The sequence below is a fragment of the uncultured Aquimonas sp. genome, assembly GCF_937888285.1.
Classification (GTDB): Bacteria; Pseudomonadota; Gammaproteobacteria; order Xanthomonadales; family Xanthomonadaceae; genus Aquimonas.
In genome coordinates, this window is the sequence record NZ_CALART010000002.1 from 1 (window position 1) to 18,910 (window position 18,910).

Below are 18,910 nucleotides of genomic sequence, written 5' to 3' on the forward strand. Positions count from 1 at the left end.
CATGCCTGCACCCTACTTGAAGTGGGGTGTTGCACTTGGAAGTTGAGACTAAGGGTTCGAGGAGTTCGTGCGCGTGGTGCCGATTGCGCCAGAGCACAATCGTGTTCACTCGCCGGTCCTCGCGTCGATCCTACTTGATGGCTGCAGTCTTCTCGAAACCGTCCTCAAATCCGCAATGGACAACGCGCGATACAATGGGATCACCAACATTGCCGCGATTAGGGCCAGGCGGTACTCCCAAACTGCACCGTATCTCAACATTGGCGATCTTCGGGCTGTCTTTAGGCCAGACACTCTTTATGCGAAACCAGTCTGGTACCTGCCGAGGGGAGAGTCATCGTTCCCCTGGTATGTCTGGCGCAATGCCAGTGGACAGCCTAGTTGGTGGAACGCCTACAACGCTGTCAAGCATTCGCGCTTCCAGAATGCTTCCCAGGCAACTCTGCTGACTACGCTGCACGCCTTGAAGGGCCTGTTCCTCGCGCTTGTCCAAGCGCTCGATTTTCGTGCGCGGCTAATTGATCGGGGCCTAATGCGCTGCAGCTTAGTGAATACCAGTCAGTTGCACGCACACGCAATCGCATGGGAGCCTATCCCTGTGCAGTGGCAGGTTCCAGTTGTAGTCTCGTCTCGCTTATTTGGCTACAAGTTCTTGGCTGCTGGCTCGCCGGCCCGCGCCATTGATGCAACAGTGTTCTTGTAGTGGGTCGCGATAACGCCCAACTATGCGTTCAAGCGGACCACGGGGAGAGGTTTCGATGTTTCCTGAAACGTGGTCGCGCCGCGGCCGCTTAACGCGGCGTTAGTCCCGCTATGGAGTCCGCCAAATCCCGACAGCTGTTGCTGCGCATCGTGGGAGCCTTCCCTTTTTTCCAGGCGGAGTGGCTTGCCGACAACGAAGGTAGAGCGACGGCCACCTTCTCGCAGCACTCTGTGTGGATGTCGTTTCTCCCCTATGTGGCAAGGCTCGAGCTAGACACTCGCCAGCTCAAGCACCTCGCCTCACTCGTTAACGATTCTGTGGCTGCGGGTGAAGACTCAGAGAATGCCGTCTCAACTTGCTTCCTTGAGGGTATTTCTCGCTCTTCTGAGCTCGGCAAATCGTTGTGGCCTACGCTTAGTCCCGCCTCGCGCATCAGTTGGCAGGGCTAACTATGTGTCCAAACCGACTGCCGGGGACGGGCTACAATCATTCCGACTGCTGTCGGCCGGCAGCGGCTTATCACGGCGTTATGCTTACCTGTAGGAGGTGTCGTGTCCATTGAGGAAGCGATCGCTGCAAGGCTTGCTGAACTCATCACCAATGGTGAGTCGCTTGCGATAGGAAACGAGCATGGTCAGGTGGACGACGAAGATCACCGTCAGGAATGCTCTGCGTGGCTTGTTGCGGCTCAGAATGCTGTGTATGCCCTGATTAAGGATGCTGCTCAGCCTTACCGGCAGCAGATCGACCGAATCTGCTCAAAGAGTCGCGGATACACTGTCCACAACTATGTTGGCGAAGCTCGACTAATCCTGGTCTCGTTACAGGCTGACGCAGCGAGCGGTCTGATCGCGTCGATCCAAGACAGGGCTCGCGCCGAGGTGTTTGATGACTTCATCGATCATGCGGCGGAGTATCTCGACCAAAAGCGCAAGAACGAAGCTGGCGCCATCGCGGGTGTCGTTTTCGAGGACTCGATTCGGCGTGCTCACCGAAAGCACATTGGTCCAGACAAAGGCGTAAAGCTCGACGAAGTTATATCCGAGCTGGCTCGTCGAAACCTGCTGAGTGCCGTTAAGGCCAAGCGAGCCAGGGCGGCAGCTGACGTTCGCACGAAGGCAACGCACGCGCAATGGGACGAGTTTGAGCTGGATGATGTCGCGGCGGCGATTGAGCTAACCCGCTCAATTGTCGCAGATCTTGTCGATGGGTAAGCATAACTATGCGTTCAAGCGGACCGCGGGGAGGTGATTCGATGTTTCCTGATGCGCTGCCGGCCCGCGGCCGCTCAACGCGGCGTTGGGCGGCAGATTCGCAAGACCCCAAAGGCACCCGCAAAGGTGCCTCTTTCGTTTAGTCCACCAGTTCTGTAACCCCGCAGGAGAGTAGAATGGCTGTCAATTCCTTTCGACCGCGAAAGTATGAAGATCACGAGATCGTCGACGCCAACGGCAAAGTTGTTGGGCACGTCCGGGTTAAGCCGAGTGGCATTCTGTGGTCGCCAAAGAACGGCAAGGACTGGTACGGTATTTCCCTTGCTGCCTTTGCATCGCATCTGGAGACGCACGGCAAGAAACAGAAGAAGTAGTAGTGAGGGTCTGCCGCCCAACTATGTGCTCAACCGGACCTGCGGGGAGACGCTACGTTCAAACCAACCACTATCGGCCCGCGGCCGGTTAGCACGGCGTTAGGCCTCATGTATCGAGTCGTACTCACCTGCAGCGGAGTCCCCGAGCATGCCGGCCCCGCGGCGGCGACCGATATCACTGAGGAGTTCACGCATCGGCCATGGCAAGAGAATGCCAAATGCACATGGGACGGTCTTGTCCTTCGGCTCCAGGCGGACAACGACTTTGACGGTAATGGGACAGCACTGACCGAAGAATTCTCAGATGCAATTGCAGCGTGCGTTGCGGAAGGGTTCGATGGCAGCATCACGGTTGAGTCGGTCACGGTCATACCGGGGCCTAACTAATCATGTATGGACTCCCCCGTCAACCGCTGACGAGTCGGCTGTTCTTAGGTTCCTGCAGAACCGCTCTTCTTGCGCCTGAGCAAGCGGCTGCATTCGTGTATTCGGCTTTGTTGGACGGTTTTCGTCCGAGCCATGATGGAATCCGCGAAGCAGGGCCATTCGTTCAAGCCGCATTCGCGGTGTCAGCACTATCGGCGTATCTGCTTCGGGTACCGTCGCACAGGCATCAGGTTGAATCGGTGCAGCGCGTGAAGTGGTGGGTTCTTGTGTCTGGGGTGTGGGTTCAGTGCGGGCGATGCGTGCTGAGGTGGTTGGGGTCAAATGCCTGGCCGTGGCGATCCGCAGCCCAGAGGCGCCGGACGATCTTGTTGGCGAGCGCGACCGCGGCTTTGTTGTGGCCGGCGCGCTCGGCCAGTGCCACGGCCCATTCCTGGGTTCGATCGAGCGGTTTTCCCTGCTTCTGGGCGAGCTTTGCGGCCAGCAGTGCCGATCGGGCGCCGTGGATTAGCAGGGTGCGCAGGTCGCTGTCACCGCGTTTGGTCATGCGTCCGAGTCGTCGCGTGGTGCCGCTGGAGTGTTCGCGCGGGGTCGCAGATCGCCAAACATCGAAGATCAAGCCCGTGGCGTGAGTAGTGCAGCGATGAGGCTTTGCAGATGACACATCCGCACGCGCCGCGCCGTAACCCAGCACAACGCCACCCACGGTCGCCGCCATGCCTTGCTCGAAGTCGTTCCTCTGTTTTGCCGCCGTCGGTCTGTTGAGTCTTGCTGCGCTGGCGCGCCCTGCCTCCGCGGCGACCTTCTGCGTCGGTACCGTGGCCGAGCTGCGCAGTGCGCTGATCGCGGCGCAGGCGGCGGGGGACGACGAGATCCGCATTCGCGCCGGCACCTATGCCATCGATTCGACGCTGGTCTACAACAACGCGCAGCCCGGGTGGCTGGTGATCGGCGGCGGCTACATGGAGGGCGGCGGGCTGCCCTGCGGAGCGCGCTCGCTGAATGCCGGGGCGACGGTGCTGGATGGACAGGGTCAGCGGCAGATCATGATCCTCGCGCACCAGCCGCCGGCGGGCACGACGGCGTCCACCCGCATGTATGTCGAGAACCTGACCTTTGCCAATGGTGTGGGCACGGGGTTCCAGCGCGGCGGTGGGCTGAACGCGTACATGCTGCCGGCCAGCGCGGTCAACGAGCTGTGGCTGGAGAACCTGGTGTTCCGCGGCAACAGCGGCTACTTCGGTGGCGGGCTGGATGCGAGCGTGGCCAACGGCATGCTGCGTCTGGTCAACAGCCAGTTCGACAGCAACAGCGCGCCGGACTCGGCGTTCGGGCATGCGGCGCTCGGTGTCAGCAGCAGCCCTGCGGCCTATGGCCACGCCATCGTGGTGGCCAACAGCACGTTCACCCGGGGGCGCTGCCTGGGCAACACCGGTGGCCCGCGCGGCTGCGGTCTGTCGATCTTCACCGGCGCCGGTCTGGATTCGGTCGTCGCGAACAGCGTGTTCCACGACAACTCGATCGCTGACCTCACCACCCAGGTGGTGTCACCGCAGGGCAGCGAGCGTGTGCTCGTGCGCGACAGCCTGATGCCCGTCGACATCGGCAACCTGCCCCGCACCATCGAGCGCCCGCTGACGGGCGATCCGCGCTTCATGGACATTGCGGCAGGCGATTTCACGCCGCGCGAGGACTCGCCGCTGGTGAACCGCGGCGTGCTGCCGATTCCGGGCGCGTATGCGCAGTTCAACGGCTTCGATGTGGCCGGGGGTTTGCGCAATCGCTTTGGTGCGATCGATGTGGGGGCGATCGAGCGGCAGACCTTGAATCGTGTGTTCGGCGATGGGTTCGAGGCGGTGGTGCCTTGAGACCGGCGGCCGCGGCACTTGGGATTGGCTGGGCGAGTTTGGGCGCGTGAGGTGCGCGATCCCGCAGATGCGAACTGGGTCGAAGGCGGGCGACGTACGGTGGGGCTGCGCGGGTGTGGGCTACGGTCAGTGCACGGCTTCATCAGGACGTGCTGGCGGATGCGCTGCGCTTATCCGCCCTACGATCGCGAATGACGCAATGCCCCCATCGAAGCTGCTGCCGAATGTGCGCTGCTCCTGCGCATTCGCTTGGGCGTTGGGTGGTCAGCCGCAGCGCACTCCGGGTGCTGGCTTGAAGGTATCGTCGCGTGCATCGAAGGCGACTCCCTCGCCAACCGCCCAAGGAAACTCCACATGCACGATCAGGACATCGCCATTCCGCAGCTGCCGGCCCGCATGATGGAGCGGACGCTGGCCTTCTATCGCGAGCTGGGCTTCGAGACCGAGGTCGTGTCGCCCGCCGGTGACTATGCGATCGCCGATCGCGGCAGTCTCGAAATCCACTTCTTCCTGCACAGCCGACTTGTGCCGGCGGAGTCGGCGTTCGGCTGCTATCTGCGGGTGAAGGCTGTCGATGCGCTGCACGCAGAGTTCGCGAAGGCCGGCCTTCCTGCCGCAGGGATTCCGCGGCTCACCGCCGTGGAGGACAAGCCCTGGGGCATGCGCGAATTCGCGCTGGTGGACGAGAACGGATCGCTGATTCGGGTGGGCCAGGTGCTGTAGCTGCGCCTTCGCCGCTGATGCGGCGATCGCGTCGCGCTTCGCGCAGTGGATGGTGCGTGACACGCGCCCCCCCCTTGATTCGGCGCCTTGGTGCGCCACAGGCGCACCCTGCGTTCAGACGAGGACTTGACCCGAGTCAGCGAGTTCGAGTCCGCTCGAACTGTTCGATCTGCTGGACACGGCTCGCGCCCGCGGCTTGGCGCGGCGCGCTTAACGACAAGTAGGGTGCGCCTGTGGCGCACCACGCTCTGCTCAGGATCCACATCGCTGCAGGCGGGTGCGGGTCATCCAAGCCTGCGCGACCTCGGTCGGGCGGCTACAGCCGTCCGGCCCGCTTCATCGACAGGTAGTGATCGACCAGTGCGCCCGGCAGCTGGCTGGCGGTGACGTCGAGCACGGTCGCGCCCTGCGCGCGCAGGGCGGCGTGCACGCGCTGGCGCTGCTCCAGGTACAGGGCCGCGGCGCTGGCTTCCAGCGCGGTGTCGACCCGCTCGGGGGATTGCTCAATCAGTTCGTCGAGCATCGCTTCGCGCAGACTGGCGACGCAGACGAGGTGCCGGCGCTGAAGCTGACGCACGCCGGCCAGCAGGTCTTCGATGTCCTCGTCGCGGGCATTGGTGACGACCAGGATCAGCGCGCGGCGCTGCTGGCGAACGCCGAGCTGCATCGCGGCTTCGATGTAGTCGGTGGCGACGGGCTGGGGCTGCAGGTCGAAGACGGTGTCGAGCATGCGGTCGATCGCGCCGAGGCCGCGCGCCGGCGGCATCCAGCGCGCATCGCCGCCGCTGGCCATCAGGCCGACCGAGTCGCCCTGGCGCAGGGCGATGAAGGCGACCAGCAGGCTGGCGTTCAAGGCGTGGTCGAAATGGCTCAGGCTGCCGTCGTGGGCGAGCATGCGCCGGCCGGTGTCGACCAGCAGCACGACCTGCTGGTTGCGCTCGTCCTGGTAGTCGCGCGAGATCAGCTTCTGCGCGCGGCGGGTAGCCTTCCAGTCGATCTGCCGCAGGCTGTCGCCGGTGCGGTACTCGCGCAGCTGGTGGAACTCGGTGCCTTCGCCGCGGCGGCGATGCTGGTGCGCACCGATCACCCGGCTGGCGCGGTCGGTGCCGACCAGGGCGAGGTGGCTGACCCGCGCGAAGTCGGGATAGATGCGCACGTCGGAGGTCTGGTCGAGCGTGCGCAGGCGCGTCCACAGTCGCCAGGGCGAGTGCAGTCGCAGGGCGCAGCCGGTGAAGCGTGCGTGGCCGCGCTGGTCCGGGTGCAGCAGGTACTCGATCACGCTGCGGCCCTCGGCCGGCAGGCGCAGGCGCTGCGGCAGGTCCTCGACCGGCCACTGCGGTGGATGCAGGTCGAACACCTCCAGGCTCTGGCCGGGCAGGCCGCCGATCAGCGCCAGCTCGACCTTGAGCGGATGGCCGACCGCGACGATGCGCGGCACCCGGCGCTCCAGCTCAGGCACCGGCAGCAGGTGCAGGCGCGCGAAGTCGATGATGGCCAGGGCCAGCAGAGCCACGCCCGCCGCCAGCAGCGGCCCGGGGCCGCTCACATCGAAGGCGAACGCAGCGCCGGGCAGGGCCAGCAGGGCGAGCGCGAGGATCAGCGCGCGCGTCGGCCTCACTGGCGCGGCGCCTCCACCTTGAGCAGCAGGGCGTCGAGCACGTCGTCGATGCGGCGACCTTCGATCTGCAGCTCGGGCGACAGGCTCAGGCGATGGCGCAGGGCCGGTTTGGCGATGCTGCGCAGGTCATCGGGAGTAACGAAATCGCGCTGGGCCAGCAATGCCTGCGCGCGCGAAGCGCGCACCAGCGCCAGGCTGCCGCGCGGGCCAGCGCCCATCGACAGGCCCGACCATTCGCGGGTGGCGCGACAGATGCGCACGGCGTAGTCGAGCACGACCGGGTCGACGCGCACCTGTGCTGCCGCGTGCTGCAGACCGAGCAGGGTTTCGGGCTTCGCCACCGGGCGCACGCGCGAGAGGTCGAAGTCGTGGGCGACGCGGCCGGTGCTGACCGCCTCGACCATGCGCACTTCGTCCTCGTGCGCCGGGTAGTTCATGAGGATCTTCAGCAGGAAGCGGTCGAGCTGGGCTTCGGGCAGCGGGTAGGTTCCTTCCTGTTCGACCGGGTTCTGGGTGGCGATGGTCATGAAGGGTGGCGCCAGCGGGAAGCTGCGCGATTCGATGGTGACCTGGCCTTCCTGCATCACTTCGAGCAGGGCGGCCTGGGTCTTGGCCGGCGCGCGGTTGATCTCATCGGCCAGCAGAAGATTGGTGAACACCGGCCCGCGGCGGATGCGGAAGCCCTCGGTCTTGGGGTCGTAGAAGGCGTGGCCGCTGACGTCGCTGGGCATCAGGTCGGGGGTGAACTGGATGCGCGCGAAGCTGCACGAGACCGCGGCCGACAGCGAGCGCACCAGCAGGGTCTTGCCGAGGCCCGGCACGCCCTCCAGCAGCACGTGGCCGCCGGCCATCAGCGCCACCAGCAGTTCATCCAGCACCTGCTCCTGGCCGTAGAAGGCGCCGCCGATCTGCTCGCGGATGGCGGTCACGGTCTGCGCGGCCTGCTCGATGGACAGCGTGGGCACGGGGGTGGCGGCCACGGCGGCGGGAGCGGGCGGGTTGAGTTCAGTGCTCATGGGCGAAGGCTCAGTCGATGAAGGGTGCGCACGGCGTCGGCAAGCGCCGCCGGACGTTCGATGCCGACGCCGAACAGGGCCTGGTCGACGGCGGCGGGCGACAGTGAATGCTGGGCAGCCAGCGCCTGCGCCAGCTCGCGCGCGGGCAGGGCGGCGATCTCGGGCTGGGCCAGCGCCAGCCGTTGCAGCACGCGTTGCCGCATGGGCTTCAGCAGGGCGCTGCCCTGGCGTCGGCGCAGGGCCAGTTCGGCGGCGGCGCGCAGGTGTTCGCGCAGGGCGCGGCGCGGCGTCGCTACCTCCGGCTGCAGCGGCCCGAAGCGCTGGCCGCGCATCCACATCCAGGCCAGCAGGGCGAGCAGCAGGGGCAGCAGGATCGGCCAGCCGTGACGGACGATCAGCACGTGCAGGGGCGGCAGGTCGGCGGCGTAGACCAGCAGCACCGCGGGCTCGGCCTCGAGCGCCGGCGCGAGCAGCTGCCAGGCCAGCGCCGTATGCGCCGGCGAGCGCAGTGCGCGGGTGCCGAGGAAATCGAGCTGGCTGCTGAAGGTGATCTGGCCGCCGCCGTGGCGCAGGCGCGCGAATAGCCAGCCGTCGGTCGCATTGCCGTACAGCCAGTCGAAGTCCTGTTCCCCGAGGTCGTCGCCGAACTGCAGGCGATGGCTGGCGCACCAGCGGTCGCCGCTCTGCATCTGGCGCAGCGGATCCAGCAGTTCTTCCAGCGTCGGTAGCTGCGGCGCACTGCCGAGCGCGCGCTTGGCTGCCTTCTGTGCGGCCGGCGGGGCGGTGTACTTCCAGTGGATACAGGTCGGGCTGGTCTGCGTCCAGAAGTCGAAATGTTCGAGCAGCGGCGCACTGCCGCCGTCCGGTGCCGGCATCGCCACCAGCAGCTGGCCGCCGGCTTCGACCCAGTCCAGCAGTGCTTGCGTGGCCGGCCATGAGAGGCCGCGCAGATCGGCGCTGAGCACCACCAGGCCCGGCTGCGCGGGCAGCGCCTCGGGTCGGAACTGCGCCTGGGTCTGAACCTCCAGATCGCGCTCGCGCAGCAGCGTCTGCAGCCCGTACAGGGGATTGATGCGCGCCTCGCCGGAGAGCGGCAGGCGGCGCGTCACCTCCTTGCGCTCGAAGGTGTTCCACCACCACACGCCGAGGCCGACCAGCAGCAGCGCCAGCACGGCGGAGATCAGATGACTGCGGTTCATGCCTGCGCTGCCTTGGGTTCGGCCGCGGTCATTTCGCGCCAGCCCTCCACCAAGGTGCGGAAGTCTGCTTCCGCCGGCAGCCGATCGGCATAGGCGGCGGCCTGCCACAGCCTGACGATGCGCGGGAACAGTGCGCCAAAGCCCTGCGCACCCAGCCGCCGCGCGCGGCGCAGGCAGTCGGCCTCGGTGCTGCCCGGCGGCAGGGCTTCACCGGTGCGCTCGACCACGCGCTCGACGCCGCCGGCATACAGCAGGGCGAGCGCTGCGCGCGGCTGGCCCTCGCGCCACAGCGCTTCGGCGGCGGCCGCGATGTCCGCCGGCAGGGGTTCGGCCGCGGCCTCGACCGCCTCGTGCCTGCTGCGCGGCGCGCGCCGTGGCGCGAGGTCGAAGCCGAACACCGGCAGCCAGCGTCGGTGGGTCGACACCAGCAGCACCAGCAGGGCGGCGGCGAGCAGCCAGAACACGTTCTCGATCAGCAGCGCGATGACGCGGCCGAAGCCCTCCAGCCAGTCGAGGCGGAGATTCGGCGCGTCCCGGCGCTTGCGCTCGGTTTCGCGATCGCGCGGCACCCACACGGTCTCGGTGCTGATCGGGTTCAGCTCGGCCCGCTCATAGACTTCCGCGGCCTGCACCACGAAGGCATCGGTGCCGTCTTGGTGCTGGTGCGCGAAGACCTCGGCGAAGCGATCGCCATTGCCTGATTTCATCTGCGGGCTGCCGCCCGGGCCCGCGTGATCGGTGCGCGCCTCGGCCGCGGGCCGGGTGCGCAGGCTGGGCTGCAATGCCGGTTCGGCGGACTCGGCCTCCTCGGCTTCGCTGTCGGTCGTGCCCTGCGCCAGCGCCGGCCGCGGCTGGGCCAGGGCCAGCGCCAGCAGGGGCACCAGCAGCAGGGCGCCCAGCCGCGCGCCGGCGGCCAGACGCGCGGCCAGACGGCGGAAGCCGAGCTCGATGTCCCAGGCTTCGATCTGGGTGCGGCGGTTCAGGTACAGGGCGAAGCCGGCGCCGACATAGAACGGCGCCATCAGGCTGACGCCGGCCCAGTAGATCAGATTCATCAGCAGCTGCGCCCACGGCGGCGGTGCCTCGAACAGGTTCTCCCACACGGCCTGGGCGGCCGGCTGCATGAACTCGATGGGCGTCAGCGTCACCACCAGGCCGATCAGGCCCAGCCCGAGGATGGCCTCCACGTGCACGCACACCAGCAGGATCAGCGCGGCCGTGCCCGAGGCGTTGCGCGCCAGCGCCTGCCGGCGCGCGCGGCGCAGCGGCCCTTCCACGCCCTCCAGCATGTCCACCGGCATCAGCAGCGCGCGCGAGGGTGACAACCGCAGCCATAGCAGCCAGGGCCAGATCGAGCGCGCGAAGCGGAACTGGCCGCGCAGGGTTTCGCGCACGCTGGGCTGGCTGCCGAACACGCCGCGTGAGATCACGTAGAGCGGCGCGCGCTCGAAGGCGGGCTTCAGCCACCACAGCAGCAGGGCCGGCAGCCACAGCAGGTCGAGCCACCAGCCGACCGCGTTCAGCACCGCGAACACCGGCAGGGTGGTCGCCAGCCAGCTCAGCCAGATCACCCGCGCATGCCGGCGGGTCAGGGCGAAGCCGAGCTCCACGGCTTCCCAGCCGGAGCGCGGGCGCAGCACCACCGACAGGTCATCAATCCGCATGCAGGCTCCCGCGGCCGCGCCCGCCGAGCAGCAGCCAGGCCAGGAACAGCAGCCACAGGCCGATGCCGACGCTGTACTTGATCCAGGCCGGAATCGAGCCGATCGAGGACCAGAAGGCTTCGATGAAGGCCGCCAGCACCAGCATGGCGAACACGCCGAGGATGATCCTCGCGCCGGCAATGCCGGTTTCCTTGAAGGCGCGCATGCGGGTGCGCTGGCCCGGCATCAGCAAGGACAGGCCGAGCTTCAGGCCGGCGCCGCCGGACAGCACGATGCCCAGCAGTTCGGGCGCGGAATGGCCGGCGACGAAGCGCCAGAACGGATCGCCGAAACCGACGGCGGTGAGGTGGCCGGCGGCACTGCCGTGGAACACGCCGTTGAACACGAGCGCGAAAGCGGCACCAATGCCCGCCACCAGTCCCATCGCGAAGGTGCGGAAGCCGATGCTGACGTTGTTGAGGACGTAGAAACCGAACATGTAGAGGTCGGACCCGCTGTCGCGGCCCAGCCGGTTGTGCTTGGCGGCGGGGTCGTACATCGCCTCCATCTCGGCGACCTGTTGCGGGCCCATGATCAGCTGCGACAGCTCCGGCCGGTACTGCAGCAGCACGAGGCAAATGAGGAAGGGCAGGAAGTACAGCGCCGCCGCGGCCAGCATGACCCCACGCTCGGCGCGCACGCGCTGTGGGAACTCGCGGGCGAAGAAATCGATGATGCGGCTGAAGCGCGCGCGCGGCGGCCGGTACAGCTGCAGGTGGCCACGTTCGGCAAGGCTGCGCAGGCGCTCGATCAGGGCCTGTCCATAGCCGCGGCGCTCGGCCAGCGCAAGCTGCTGGCACAGGCGTCGATAGGCGACCGGGAAGTCGATGTCCGGCAGCGGTGGCAGCTCCGGCGTCAGCGGCGGCGGCGTGCCCTTGGCGCGTCGCGTCGGGCCGTCCAGCCAGGCGCCAAGGCGCTGCCATTCCTCGGCGTGACGCGCCTCGAACTGGGCCTGCTTCATGCGCGGGCCCCGCTCTGGCCGGTCAGGCTGGCCGCCATGCCGAGCGTGCGCATGAGCCCGGCCTCGCCACTGGCGCCGGTGGCCGCCTGCAGCACGCCGGCCAGCTCGATCTGGCGTTCCTGGCTGAGCTGGCCGTGGCGCTCGGCGAATTCCAGCAGCGACTCGCGCTCGCTGCGCTGCAGGGGCGGTGGGTCGACCGGCAGCACGCCGAGCGGCGCCAGCAGGCGCGGGGGCGGCGGCACGTGCACCACCAGGGTGCCGGCGGCGAGGTCGCCCAGGCGCCGGCTGCGGCTGTCCAGCAGGGTGCTGACCACGCCAACGGCGTAGGCGAAGGGCAGCATGTCGAAGGTGCGCAGCAGGTTGCGGGTAGCGGAGGCGACCCAGCCCACCGGCGTGCCGTCGGCGTGGACCACGCGCAGGCCCATTGCCTTCTTGCCCGGCGTCTGGCCGTGCCAGAACAGCTCGAACAGCACGGGATAGAGCCACAGCAGGGCGAACATGCCGACCATGTAGACGCCCTGTCCGGCCTTACCGATGAAGGCGAGCCCGATCGCAAGTACCCAAAGCACGACGATGCGGATGAAGAGGTCGAGCAGCCAGGCGACCGCGCGTGGCGCCATGCCGGCGGGCAGCAGGTAGAGGCGGATGCCTTCGGGGGTTTCGACTTCGACGCGGGTATCGAGCAGGGTGGCTGCGCTCATGCAGGCGGCCACCGGCGATCGGTCAGGCGGCCCCGTACGGCCGGCAAGCAGTTCATCGACACCCCAAAGTTTCCCCGCAAGAAGTCATGCCGCCAGGCCCGGAACGTGAGCACACGGCGTGCGGGCACTGTAGCCAGCAAGCCCGCAAAAGCAAGCCCCGCCGCGCAGGACCCTCAGGGTCACTGCAGCCGGCGGGGCCGGGCAGGGCGTGGCGCCGAAGCGGGCGCGCGCGGGTTGCGGACTACAGCAGGCGCGCCCGGCGATTGCTCACGCGCACGTAGCTGCCCTCGCGGATGCCGTCCAGATCGGGCTGATTGACGATGATGCGGCGGCCGTCATCCATCAGCACGTACAGCTCGTAGCGGGCGGCCGAAGCGCGGTCCTTCTCCAGTTCGTTGCCGACCACGCCGCCAGCGATGGCGCCAGCGACCGTGGCCGCGGTGCGGCCGGAGCCACCGCCGACCTGGTTGCCAAGCACGCCGCCGACGATGCCGCCGAGCACGGCGCCGCCGCCGCTGGACTGGCGCTCGCCGTAGACACGATCGATGCGCTCGACGCGGCCGCAGTCGTAGCAGCGGGCATAGCCGTCGTTCGGGCCGTAGCCGCGGTAGGAGGGGCTGGCGCAGGCTGCCAGCAGCAGGATCAGCGCGGTGGAGAACAGCAGACGAATATTCATGGCAGACCTCGCACATCCGGGAATGGGTCGACCCTTCACTGGGGTCGTGGGTTCGAAGGTGCCTCTACCAGTCTGAACGCGGGCGGAGCCAGTCAGCCCGCGGTTCAGCGCGCGTGTGGGCCTGTCCAGTGCATGTGAAGATGCCTCGCGTCGCTCGATGTACCCGGAGCCAAGGCAGAGTGGAAGCCGGGCAACTAGCCGCGACCGAAGTCGCGATGACAGCTGTCGCAGCTGTTGTGCACGGCGGTCAGCGCGTTCTTGCGTTCTCCGCAGCTCGCTTCGGCGGGCAGGGCGAGCGCGGCGTCAAGGCGGTCGCGCATCTGCTGGGCGTGCCGCCCGAATAGCTCGGGCTCGAAGCCCTGCGCGGCGAACAGGGGTTCGACGTCGTCGGCCATGCCGCGCATCACCAGCAGCTGGCGCGTCCCTTCCGACTCGCCGCAACCGCCTTCGACCACGCGTCTCGCCTCGCCCAGCTGGTACTTGAGCGTCACCATCGCCGCGGCGTGCGGGCGCGCGCCCTTCCTGATGTTGCCAAGGTTGAGGAAGGTGGCGGTGAGCATTGCGCCGGCGAGCAGGCCGACAATGAGCGACAGCAGGATCTTCATGGGGCAGGCGTCGTTCTCGAGGGCGCGCAGGATAGCGGAGGCGGCGCAGTCTGCCGGTGAGGAGGTCAAGCGGCCTGTGGGGCCGGCCTGGTCCCGTGGGTCAGGCCGCTGGGGTCAACGTCTCCGCAAGGCCCAAGGGGCGGCCTTCGTTGTCCTCGATGAAGGCCAGCCACTCTTCGCGGCCATCTGCATGCCGGTGCACACAATGCGGCGCGCTCAGCGGCGTGGCGCCTCGCGCAAGCAGCGCGTCGTAGTGCGCGTGCAGCCGCTCGACGCGAAAGTAGAGCAAGGATTCGCCGCTGCTGGGCGTCTGGCTGAGCATCAGCCGCACGCCGCCACAGTCGAAGAAGGCCAGGGTGCCGAAGGTGAACAGGTGCGACAGACCGAGCACATCGCGATACCAGAGCTCGGCGGCGCGAATGTCGGTCACGCCGCGGGCAATCTGTGCCAGGGCGCCAAAGCCTGACTTGGTCATGTCGAAAGATCCCATCGAAGTTGTGGCCTGCGCCCCCCCGCGCCGCACGCCGCGCCACAGCCGGAGCTGATGGCGGTCGCGCAGTGCAAGCTTCTGCAGCGCGTTGCTGACATGGAACTTCACCGCGTCGATACCCACGCCGAGGCGGCGGGCGATGGCTGGATTGCTGAGACCATGGCGCACGCCGTCGACCACGCGCCATTCGGCCGGAGTGAGCAGGTCTGGATGGAGGGGACGTCCACGCCTTCGCATAACTTCCGGGTCTCCCGCAGCGCCTTGAGCATTCCGGGTCACGCCCCCGTCAGCGACCGAAGGGCAATCGCCGTCGTGTTCCGCAACATAGCGCGAAGCACCCGCGAATTTCCCTACCCGGCGCCGTCCGGACGGTCCATGCGGCTGTCACCGGCAGCGCCCTCGCACTACACTCCCGCGCCGCCCTGAATCGGGCACCGGAACCCCCAGCCCCTGCACATGAACACCAGCGCCGAACGCAGCCGCTTCTCCGGCATCGATCGCCTGTACGGCGCGGGCAGCGTGGAGCGACTGGCGCGTGCGCACGTCTGCATCGTCGGCGTCGGCGGAGTGGGCTCGTGGGCGGCCGAGGCGCTGGCGCGCAGCGGGGTGGGCCGGCTCACCCTGATCGATGCCGACGACATCTGCCTCAGCAACGTCAACCGCCAGCTGCATGCGCTCGACGGCGAGTTCGGCAGGCTGAAGGTCGAGGTGCTGGCCGAGCGTCTGCAGCGGATCAATCCGGACATCCAAGTGGAACCCGTTGCCCGCTTCCTGACGCCGTCGACGCTGGATCCGCTGCTGCTGCAGGGCTACGACGCGGTGCTCGACGCCTGCGACGCGTTCCGGGTGAAAGTGGAGATGATCGCCTTCTGCCGGCGCCGCAAGATTCCGATCGTGGTCAGCGGCTCGGCGGGCGGGCGTGCCGATCCGACCCTGATCGAAGTGCGCGATCTCTCGCGCACCGAGCACGACGCGCTGCTTGCGCTGGTGCGCAAGAAGCTGCGCGCCGAGTTCAATTTTCCCAAGAACCGAGACCGCTACTTCGGGGTATCGGCGGTGTTCTCGCGCGAGAACGTGCGCTACCCACAGGCCGACGGCAGCGTCTGCGGACTGCGCCCCGAGGGTGGCGACAGCCTGGGGCTCGACTGCGGCGGCGGTGGGCTGGGTGCGGCCACCCATGTCACCGCGAGCTTTGCGTTCGCGGCGGTGGGCAAGCTGCTGGAGAAGCTGCTGCAAAGGTCCACCGGCACGACGCGCGCTTGATCAAAACGGCTGCGGATTTGCGAATGAGCAAGGCAGGCCGGCGCGTCGACGATGTCGCCGAGCCGTGTCCGCGCCGGAGCGCGTGCTACCGAGGTCGCTGCGGTTCCGGTGTGTCCCTTGAGTTCAATGGAGAGTACCCATGATTCGCAATTCCCTGCTCACCGCTGCTCTGGTCGGCCTCGTTGCCTTCGCCTCGGCCGCCCCGACCACTGCCCACGCCTACATCGGCACGGGTGACACCACGACGATCTGCATGCCTTTCAGCCCGGGCTGGATGCAGTGCACGGAGTACGGCGAGAACTTTGAAGTCATCCGCCAGTACATGATTCGCGACAGCTCTGGCGTCGGCTACATCTTCTGATCGGGTTCCATGCCACCGCGGCGCGCTGAGGCATGAGGCGCTGCGAATCGGGGCAGCGGCGAGGCTGGATCACGGGTCCAGCCTCGCCCTGCGCTGGTATCGCTCCGCCATCATGCGGTGCGGAGTTCTCGGAACAGGATCGATTGCCGGGTTTGCACGGTTCACCGTCGGCCTCGCTCAGGCGCTGATGTCGATCAAGGCCTGCAGCAGCAGCTCGCGCGGTGCCATACGTGCATCCAGACGGCTGACGTCGGTTTCACCCAGCGGCCATTCCAGGGTCTCGAACTGGCTGTCGACCAGGCTGGCCGGCATGAAGTGGCCGCTGCGCTGCTGCAGGCGTTGGCGCGCGCCGTCGGGGTTGATCTCCAGCAGAAGGAAGCGTGTCTGCCAGCCCAATGCGCGCAGCCGCGCGCGATGCGCGCGGCGCAGCGCGCTACAGGCCAGCACGCAGTCGCTGCCGCGCGCGCGCAGGGCGCTGCAGATCGAGGCCAGCCAGGGTTCGCGCATGGCGTCGGTCAGGGGCTGCCCGGCCGCCATCTGCGCCCGGTTCGCTTCGTTGTGGAAGTCGTCCGCTTCCAGCATCGGCCAGCCGAGTCGCTTCGACAGGGCCTGCGCCAGCGTGCTCTTGCCGCAGCCGCTGACGCCCATGCAGACGACCAGACGGGGTGCGCTCGTGCTCATGGACTCGGCACCCGCACCTCGATGCGATAGCGCTGACCCGGCAGCAGTCCGCGCAGGCGAGGCTCGGGCTGCAGCACCCCACCGACGCAGAGCTGCAGCGGGCCCGCATGCCGCAGGTACTCGATGTCGAGCACGCTGCCGCGGATGCGTCGGGTGATCCGCGCCTGCTGCCAGGCGCGTGGCAGCTGCGGGTCAAAACGCAGGCCCTCGCGCTCGCCATGCAGGCCGAACAATCCTTGCAGCAGGGCGCGCAGCAGCCAGGCGACGGCGCCGGAGTTCGGCAGCTGGCTGCTGCGGCCGGCGGTCTCCGGATACAGCCGATGCGCGCCGCGGTAGTAGTTGGGAATGAAGCTCGGCAGCTGGCCGCGCGCCAGCGCTGCTTCCGAATCCGCGCAGGGCAGCAGCTGGCGCAGCAGTGCATATGCGCGCTCGCCTTCGCCCACGGCGTACAGCCCGTTGATGTGGAAGGCGACGGCGTGGCTGTAGACCGAGCCGTTCTCGGCCGAGCCCGGGAATTTCTGGGTGACGCGCCCGATGTCCTCGTGCAGGCGGGTGAAGGGCGGATCACACAGTGTCAGCCCCGAAGGCGTCTGCAGATGGGTGTCGACCGCATGCAGCAGGCGTCGCTGCTGGTCGGTCGTGGCCAGGCCGGCGAGCAGGGCCCAGGCCTGCGGATTCAGGAAGATCCGACCCTCTTCATCGGCCTGCACGCCGAAGCGGCGGCCGTGGTCGGTGATGCCGCGGGCGAACCAGTCGCCGTCCCACAGCCAGGTCTGCACGGCCTCGGCCAGCCTGTCAGCCTCGGTGCGCAGGTGCGCCGCAGGGTTGGCATCGAGCAGATCCGCGGCCTCATCGCAGACCTGCGCCCACACCCGCAGCGCATGCACCAGCGCAATGGAAAGCCAGCCGGACACGCCGCGCCCGAGATGACCCGCCATGTTCATCGGGTCGCACCAGTCGCCGTGGCCGATCAGGCTCAAGCCGCGACCGTCGCGCCGCTGCAGCAGCCAGCGCAGGGCCTGCTCGACGCGATGGGCAACGTCCAGCTCGCGGCCATGGCGGTCGCGCACGACGCTCCGCAGGAAGGTGTAGTCCCCTGATTCCTGCAGCCACACAGCGAGACAGATCGGCAGCCAGAGCGCGTGGTCGGTGTGCGGAATCTGGTTGATGTACTTGAGCTCGGCCTCGGGGTGCAGGAGCACGCCGTCGGGCAGGCCGAAGTCCTCCTCCTGCTGTTCCAGCACGCGCAGGAAGTGGCTGCGGGCGAAATCCGGCTGCAGCAGGCTCAGGCCCATTGCGTCCTGCAGATAGTTTCGGGTCTGCGGGTCGGTGCAGAAACGGTTGGCCTCGCCGAGGTAGAGCGCCTGCCGGCACAGCCAGGGCTGCACGAAGCCATCGAGCGCTGCGTCTGGCGTCGCCAGCCGCAAGGCCTCGCGGGCCGGCGCCAGCGCCGCGGCGCGTTCGGCGAGCGCGCGCTCGAAACCATGGCCTGCGAGGTAGCGCTGACGCAGGGCGCGGATTTCGGCCTCGTCGTGCGCCGGGCCGAAGGCGAAGCGCAGGGTCTGCGTGGCGCCGGCCGCCAGCGCGATGCGGTACTGCAGGCAGGCCGCGGGCACCTCATAGTGCGCTTCGCCGCCCGCGAGCCGGTGGGAAAGCAGGGCCTCCGGCGCGTGCAGGCCGCCTTCGCCCTCGAACGCGGCTTGCCGGCATTCCCAGCTGTCCGGCGGGCTGTCGTGCAAGAGCACGGTATGGTCTTTCAGGCGCGCGATCCGCGGCCAGTCCTCGCGCTTCTGGTAGCCGCTGATGCAGCGCGCGACGATGCCGCCCAGCTCGGGCGAGTAGCGCGCCGACTGGTTCATCCAGCTCATGTAGCCGAGCGGAAAGTAGAGACAGACGCGCAGGCGTCTGGGCTGAGCACCGCGGTTGTCGATCCGCAGCGTCCACAGCTCCAGCGCATCGTCAGGCGGCAGCCCGACCGACCACTGGCAGTCCAGACCGCCGTGCTCGATGTCCCAGTCGACGCCATCGGGGCGGGCGCGGAACACGAAGCGATCAGCCGCCGCGCGCACCGGCTCGTGCGGCAGCGAGAACAGCGCGCCGCTGTCTTCATCGACGACGTAGACGAAGCGGCCGGGATGGTGCGCGTACAGCGGCTGCTCGGGCTGCAGGAAGGTGGTGGCCTCCAGCACCGGCGCGCGCGCGTACTTGCCGGGCTCGGGCTGCATGTGCAGGGCGCTGGCATAGCCGCGGCAGTTCAGCTGCAGCAGCAGGCTGCGGTTCCACAGGAAGCTGCTGGCGCGCGGCATTCGCTTGGGGCAGTGCAGCTCGACACATGCGTCGGTGCTGCGGATCAGGTCGAGGGCGGACATG

General features: G+C 67.9%; 17 protein-coding genes and 1 pseudogene. 6 read left to right on the forward strand and 12 right to left on the reverse strand.

Annotation, left to right across the window (positions count from 1 at the left end; translation table 11 throughout):
* The first annotated feature begins 1,254 nt into the window (after nucleotides 1-1,254).
* Together Q0654_RS00070 and Q0654_RS00075 are read left to right on the forward strand one after the other, a co-directional pair.
* Nucleotides 1,255-1,917 (forward strand): hypothetical protein, encoded by a 663-nt coding sequence (locus tag Q0654_RS00070; protein WP_298849226.1) that lies wholly within the window; start codon nucleotides 1,255-1,257, stop codon nucleotides 1,915-1,917.
* A 176-nt stretch (nucleotides 1,918-2,093) separates the two neighbouring features.
* Nucleotides 2,094-2,291 carry a hypothetical protein gene (locus Q0654_RS00075; protein ID WP_298849228.1) on the forward strand — a complete coding sequence of 66 codons (198 nt, stop codon included), beginning with the start codon at nucleotides 2,094-2,096 and terminating at the stop codon, nucleotides 2,289-2,291.
* Between the two features lie 670 nt (nucleotides 2,292-2,961).
* Here Q0654_RS00075 and Q0654_RS00080 read toward each other — a convergent pair.
* Nucleotides 2,962-3,267, reverse strand: a pseudogene (locus Q0654_RS00080) (transposase); the annotation flags it as partial.
* A gap of 124 nt (nucleotides 3,268-3,391) precedes the next feature.
* Here Q0654_RS00080 and Q0654_RS00085 point away from each other — a divergent pair.
* Complete coding sequence (locus Q0654_RS00085; protein WP_298849230.1) at nucleotides 3,392-4,543, forward strand: hypothetical protein; 1,152 nt, start codon at nucleotides 3,392-3,394, stop codon at nucleotides 4,541-4,543.
* Between the two features lie 354 nt (nucleotides 4,544-4,897).
* Complete coding sequence (locus tag Q0654_RS00090; protein WP_298849232.1) at nucleotides 4,898-5,266, forward strand: VOC family protein; 369 nt, start codon at nucleotides 4,898-4,900, stop codon at nucleotides 5,264-5,266.
* 316 nt (nucleotides 5,267-5,582) lie between these two features.
* Here Q0654_RS00090 and Q0654_RS00095 read toward each other — a convergent pair whose 3' ends face one another.
* The 9 genes from Q0654_RS00095 to Q0654_RS00135 form a co-directional block, all read right to left on the reverse strand.
* Nucleotides 5,583-6,884, reverse strand: a complete 1,302-nt coding sequence (locus Q0654_RS00095; protein ID WP_298849234.1) for a DUF58 domain-containing protein — start codon at nucleotides 6,882-6,884, stop codon at nucleotides 5,583-5,585.
* Nucleotides 6,881-7,900 carry a MoxR family ATPase gene (locus tag Q0654_RS00100; protein ID WP_298849235.1) on the reverse strand — a complete coding sequence of 340 codons (1,020 nt, stop codon included), beginning with the start codon at nucleotides 7,898-7,900 and terminating at the stop codon, nucleotides 6,881-6,883. The genes Q0654_RS00095 and Q0654_RS00100 overlap by 4 nt, the downstream gene beginning before the upstream one ends.
* Nucleotides 7,897-9,099, reverse strand: coding sequence for a DUF4350 domain-containing protein (locus tag Q0654_RS00105; RefSeq protein WP_298849237.1), 1,203 nt, complete (start codon nucleotides 9,097-9,099; stop codon nucleotides 7,897-7,899). Before Q0654_RS00105 ends, Q0654_RS00100 begins: the two co-directional genes overlap by 4 nt.
* The gene (locus Q0654_RS00110; RefSeq protein ID WP_298849239.1) at nucleotides 9,096-10,763 is read right to left on the reverse strand and encodes a DUF4129 domain-containing protein; all 1,668 of its coding nucleotides are present in this window, start codon (nucleotides 10,761-10,763) and stop codon (nucleotides 9,096-9,098) included. Before Q0654_RS00110 ends, Q0654_RS00105 begins: the two co-directional genes overlap by 4 nt.
* Complete coding sequence (locus Q0654_RS00115) at nucleotides 10,753-11,763, reverse strand: stage II sporulation protein M (RefSeq protein ID WP_298849241.1); 1,011 nt, start codon at nucleotides 11,761-11,763, stop codon at nucleotides 10,753-10,755. Before Q0654_RS00115 ends, Q0654_RS00110 begins: the two co-directional genes overlap by 11 nt.
* Entirely contained in the window at nucleotides 11,760-12,464 is a 705-nt protein-coding gene (locus Q0654_RS00120) for an RDD family protein (protein WP_298849243.1), read from the reverse strand. Before Q0654_RS00120 ends, Q0654_RS00115 begins: the two co-directional genes overlap by 4 nt.
* Before the next feature lie 241 nt (nucleotides 12,465-12,705).
* Nucleotides 12,706-13,140, reverse strand: coding sequence for a glycine zipper 2TM domain-containing protein (locus Q0654_RS00125; protein ID WP_298849245.1), 435 nt, complete (start codon nucleotides 13,138-13,140; stop codon nucleotides 12,706-12,708).
* A 194-nt stretch (nucleotides 13,141-13,334) separates the two neighbouring features.
* Entirely contained in the window at nucleotides 13,335-13,745 is a 411-nt protein-coding gene (locus Q0654_RS00130) for a hypothetical protein (protein ID WP_298849247.1), read from the reverse strand.
* Between the two features lie 100 nt (nucleotides 13,746-13,845).
* A complete protein-coding gene (locus Q0654_RS00135) occupies nucleotides 13,846-14,472 on the reverse strand; it encodes a LuxR C-terminal-related transcriptional regulator (RefSeq protein ID WP_298849248.1) in 627 nt (208 codons plus the stop codon).
* A gap of 219 nt (nucleotides 14,473-14,691) precedes the next feature.
* On the opposite strand from Q0654_RS00135, the gene Q0654_RS00140 reads away from it, so the two are divergent.
* Together Q0654_RS00140 and Q0654_RS00145 are read left to right on the forward strand one after the other, a co-directional pair.
* Nucleotides 14,692-15,498: a tRNA threonylcarbamoyladenosine dehydratase gene (locus Q0654_RS00140; protein WP_298849249.1), complete on the forward strand. Its 807-nt coding sequence runs from the start codon at nucleotides 14,692-14,694 to the stop codon at nucleotides 15,496-15,498.
* A 139-nt stretch (nucleotides 15,499-15,637) separates the two neighbouring features.
* Entirely contained in the window at nucleotides 15,638-15,859 is a 222-nt protein-coding gene (locus Q0654_RS00145; protein ID WP_298849251.1) for a hypothetical protein, read from the forward strand.
* 177 nt (nucleotides 15,860-16,036) lie between these two features.
* On the opposite strand, the gene Q0654_RS00150 is transcribed toward Q0654_RS00145, so the two are convergent.
* A complete protein-coding gene (locus Q0654_RS00150) occupies nucleotides 16,037-16,540 on the reverse strand; it encodes a gluconokinase, GntK/IdnK-type (RefSeq protein WP_298849252.1) in 504 nt (167 codons plus the stop codon).
* Nucleotides 16,537-18,909, reverse strand: a complete 2,373-nt coding sequence (locus Q0654_RS00155) for an NdvB protein (protein WP_298849254.1) — start codon at nucleotides 18,907-18,909, stop codon at nucleotides 16,537-16,539. The genes Q0654_RS00150 and Q0654_RS00155 overlap by 4 nt, the downstream gene beginning before the upstream one ends.
* Nucleotide 18,910 lies beyond the last annotated feature (1 nt).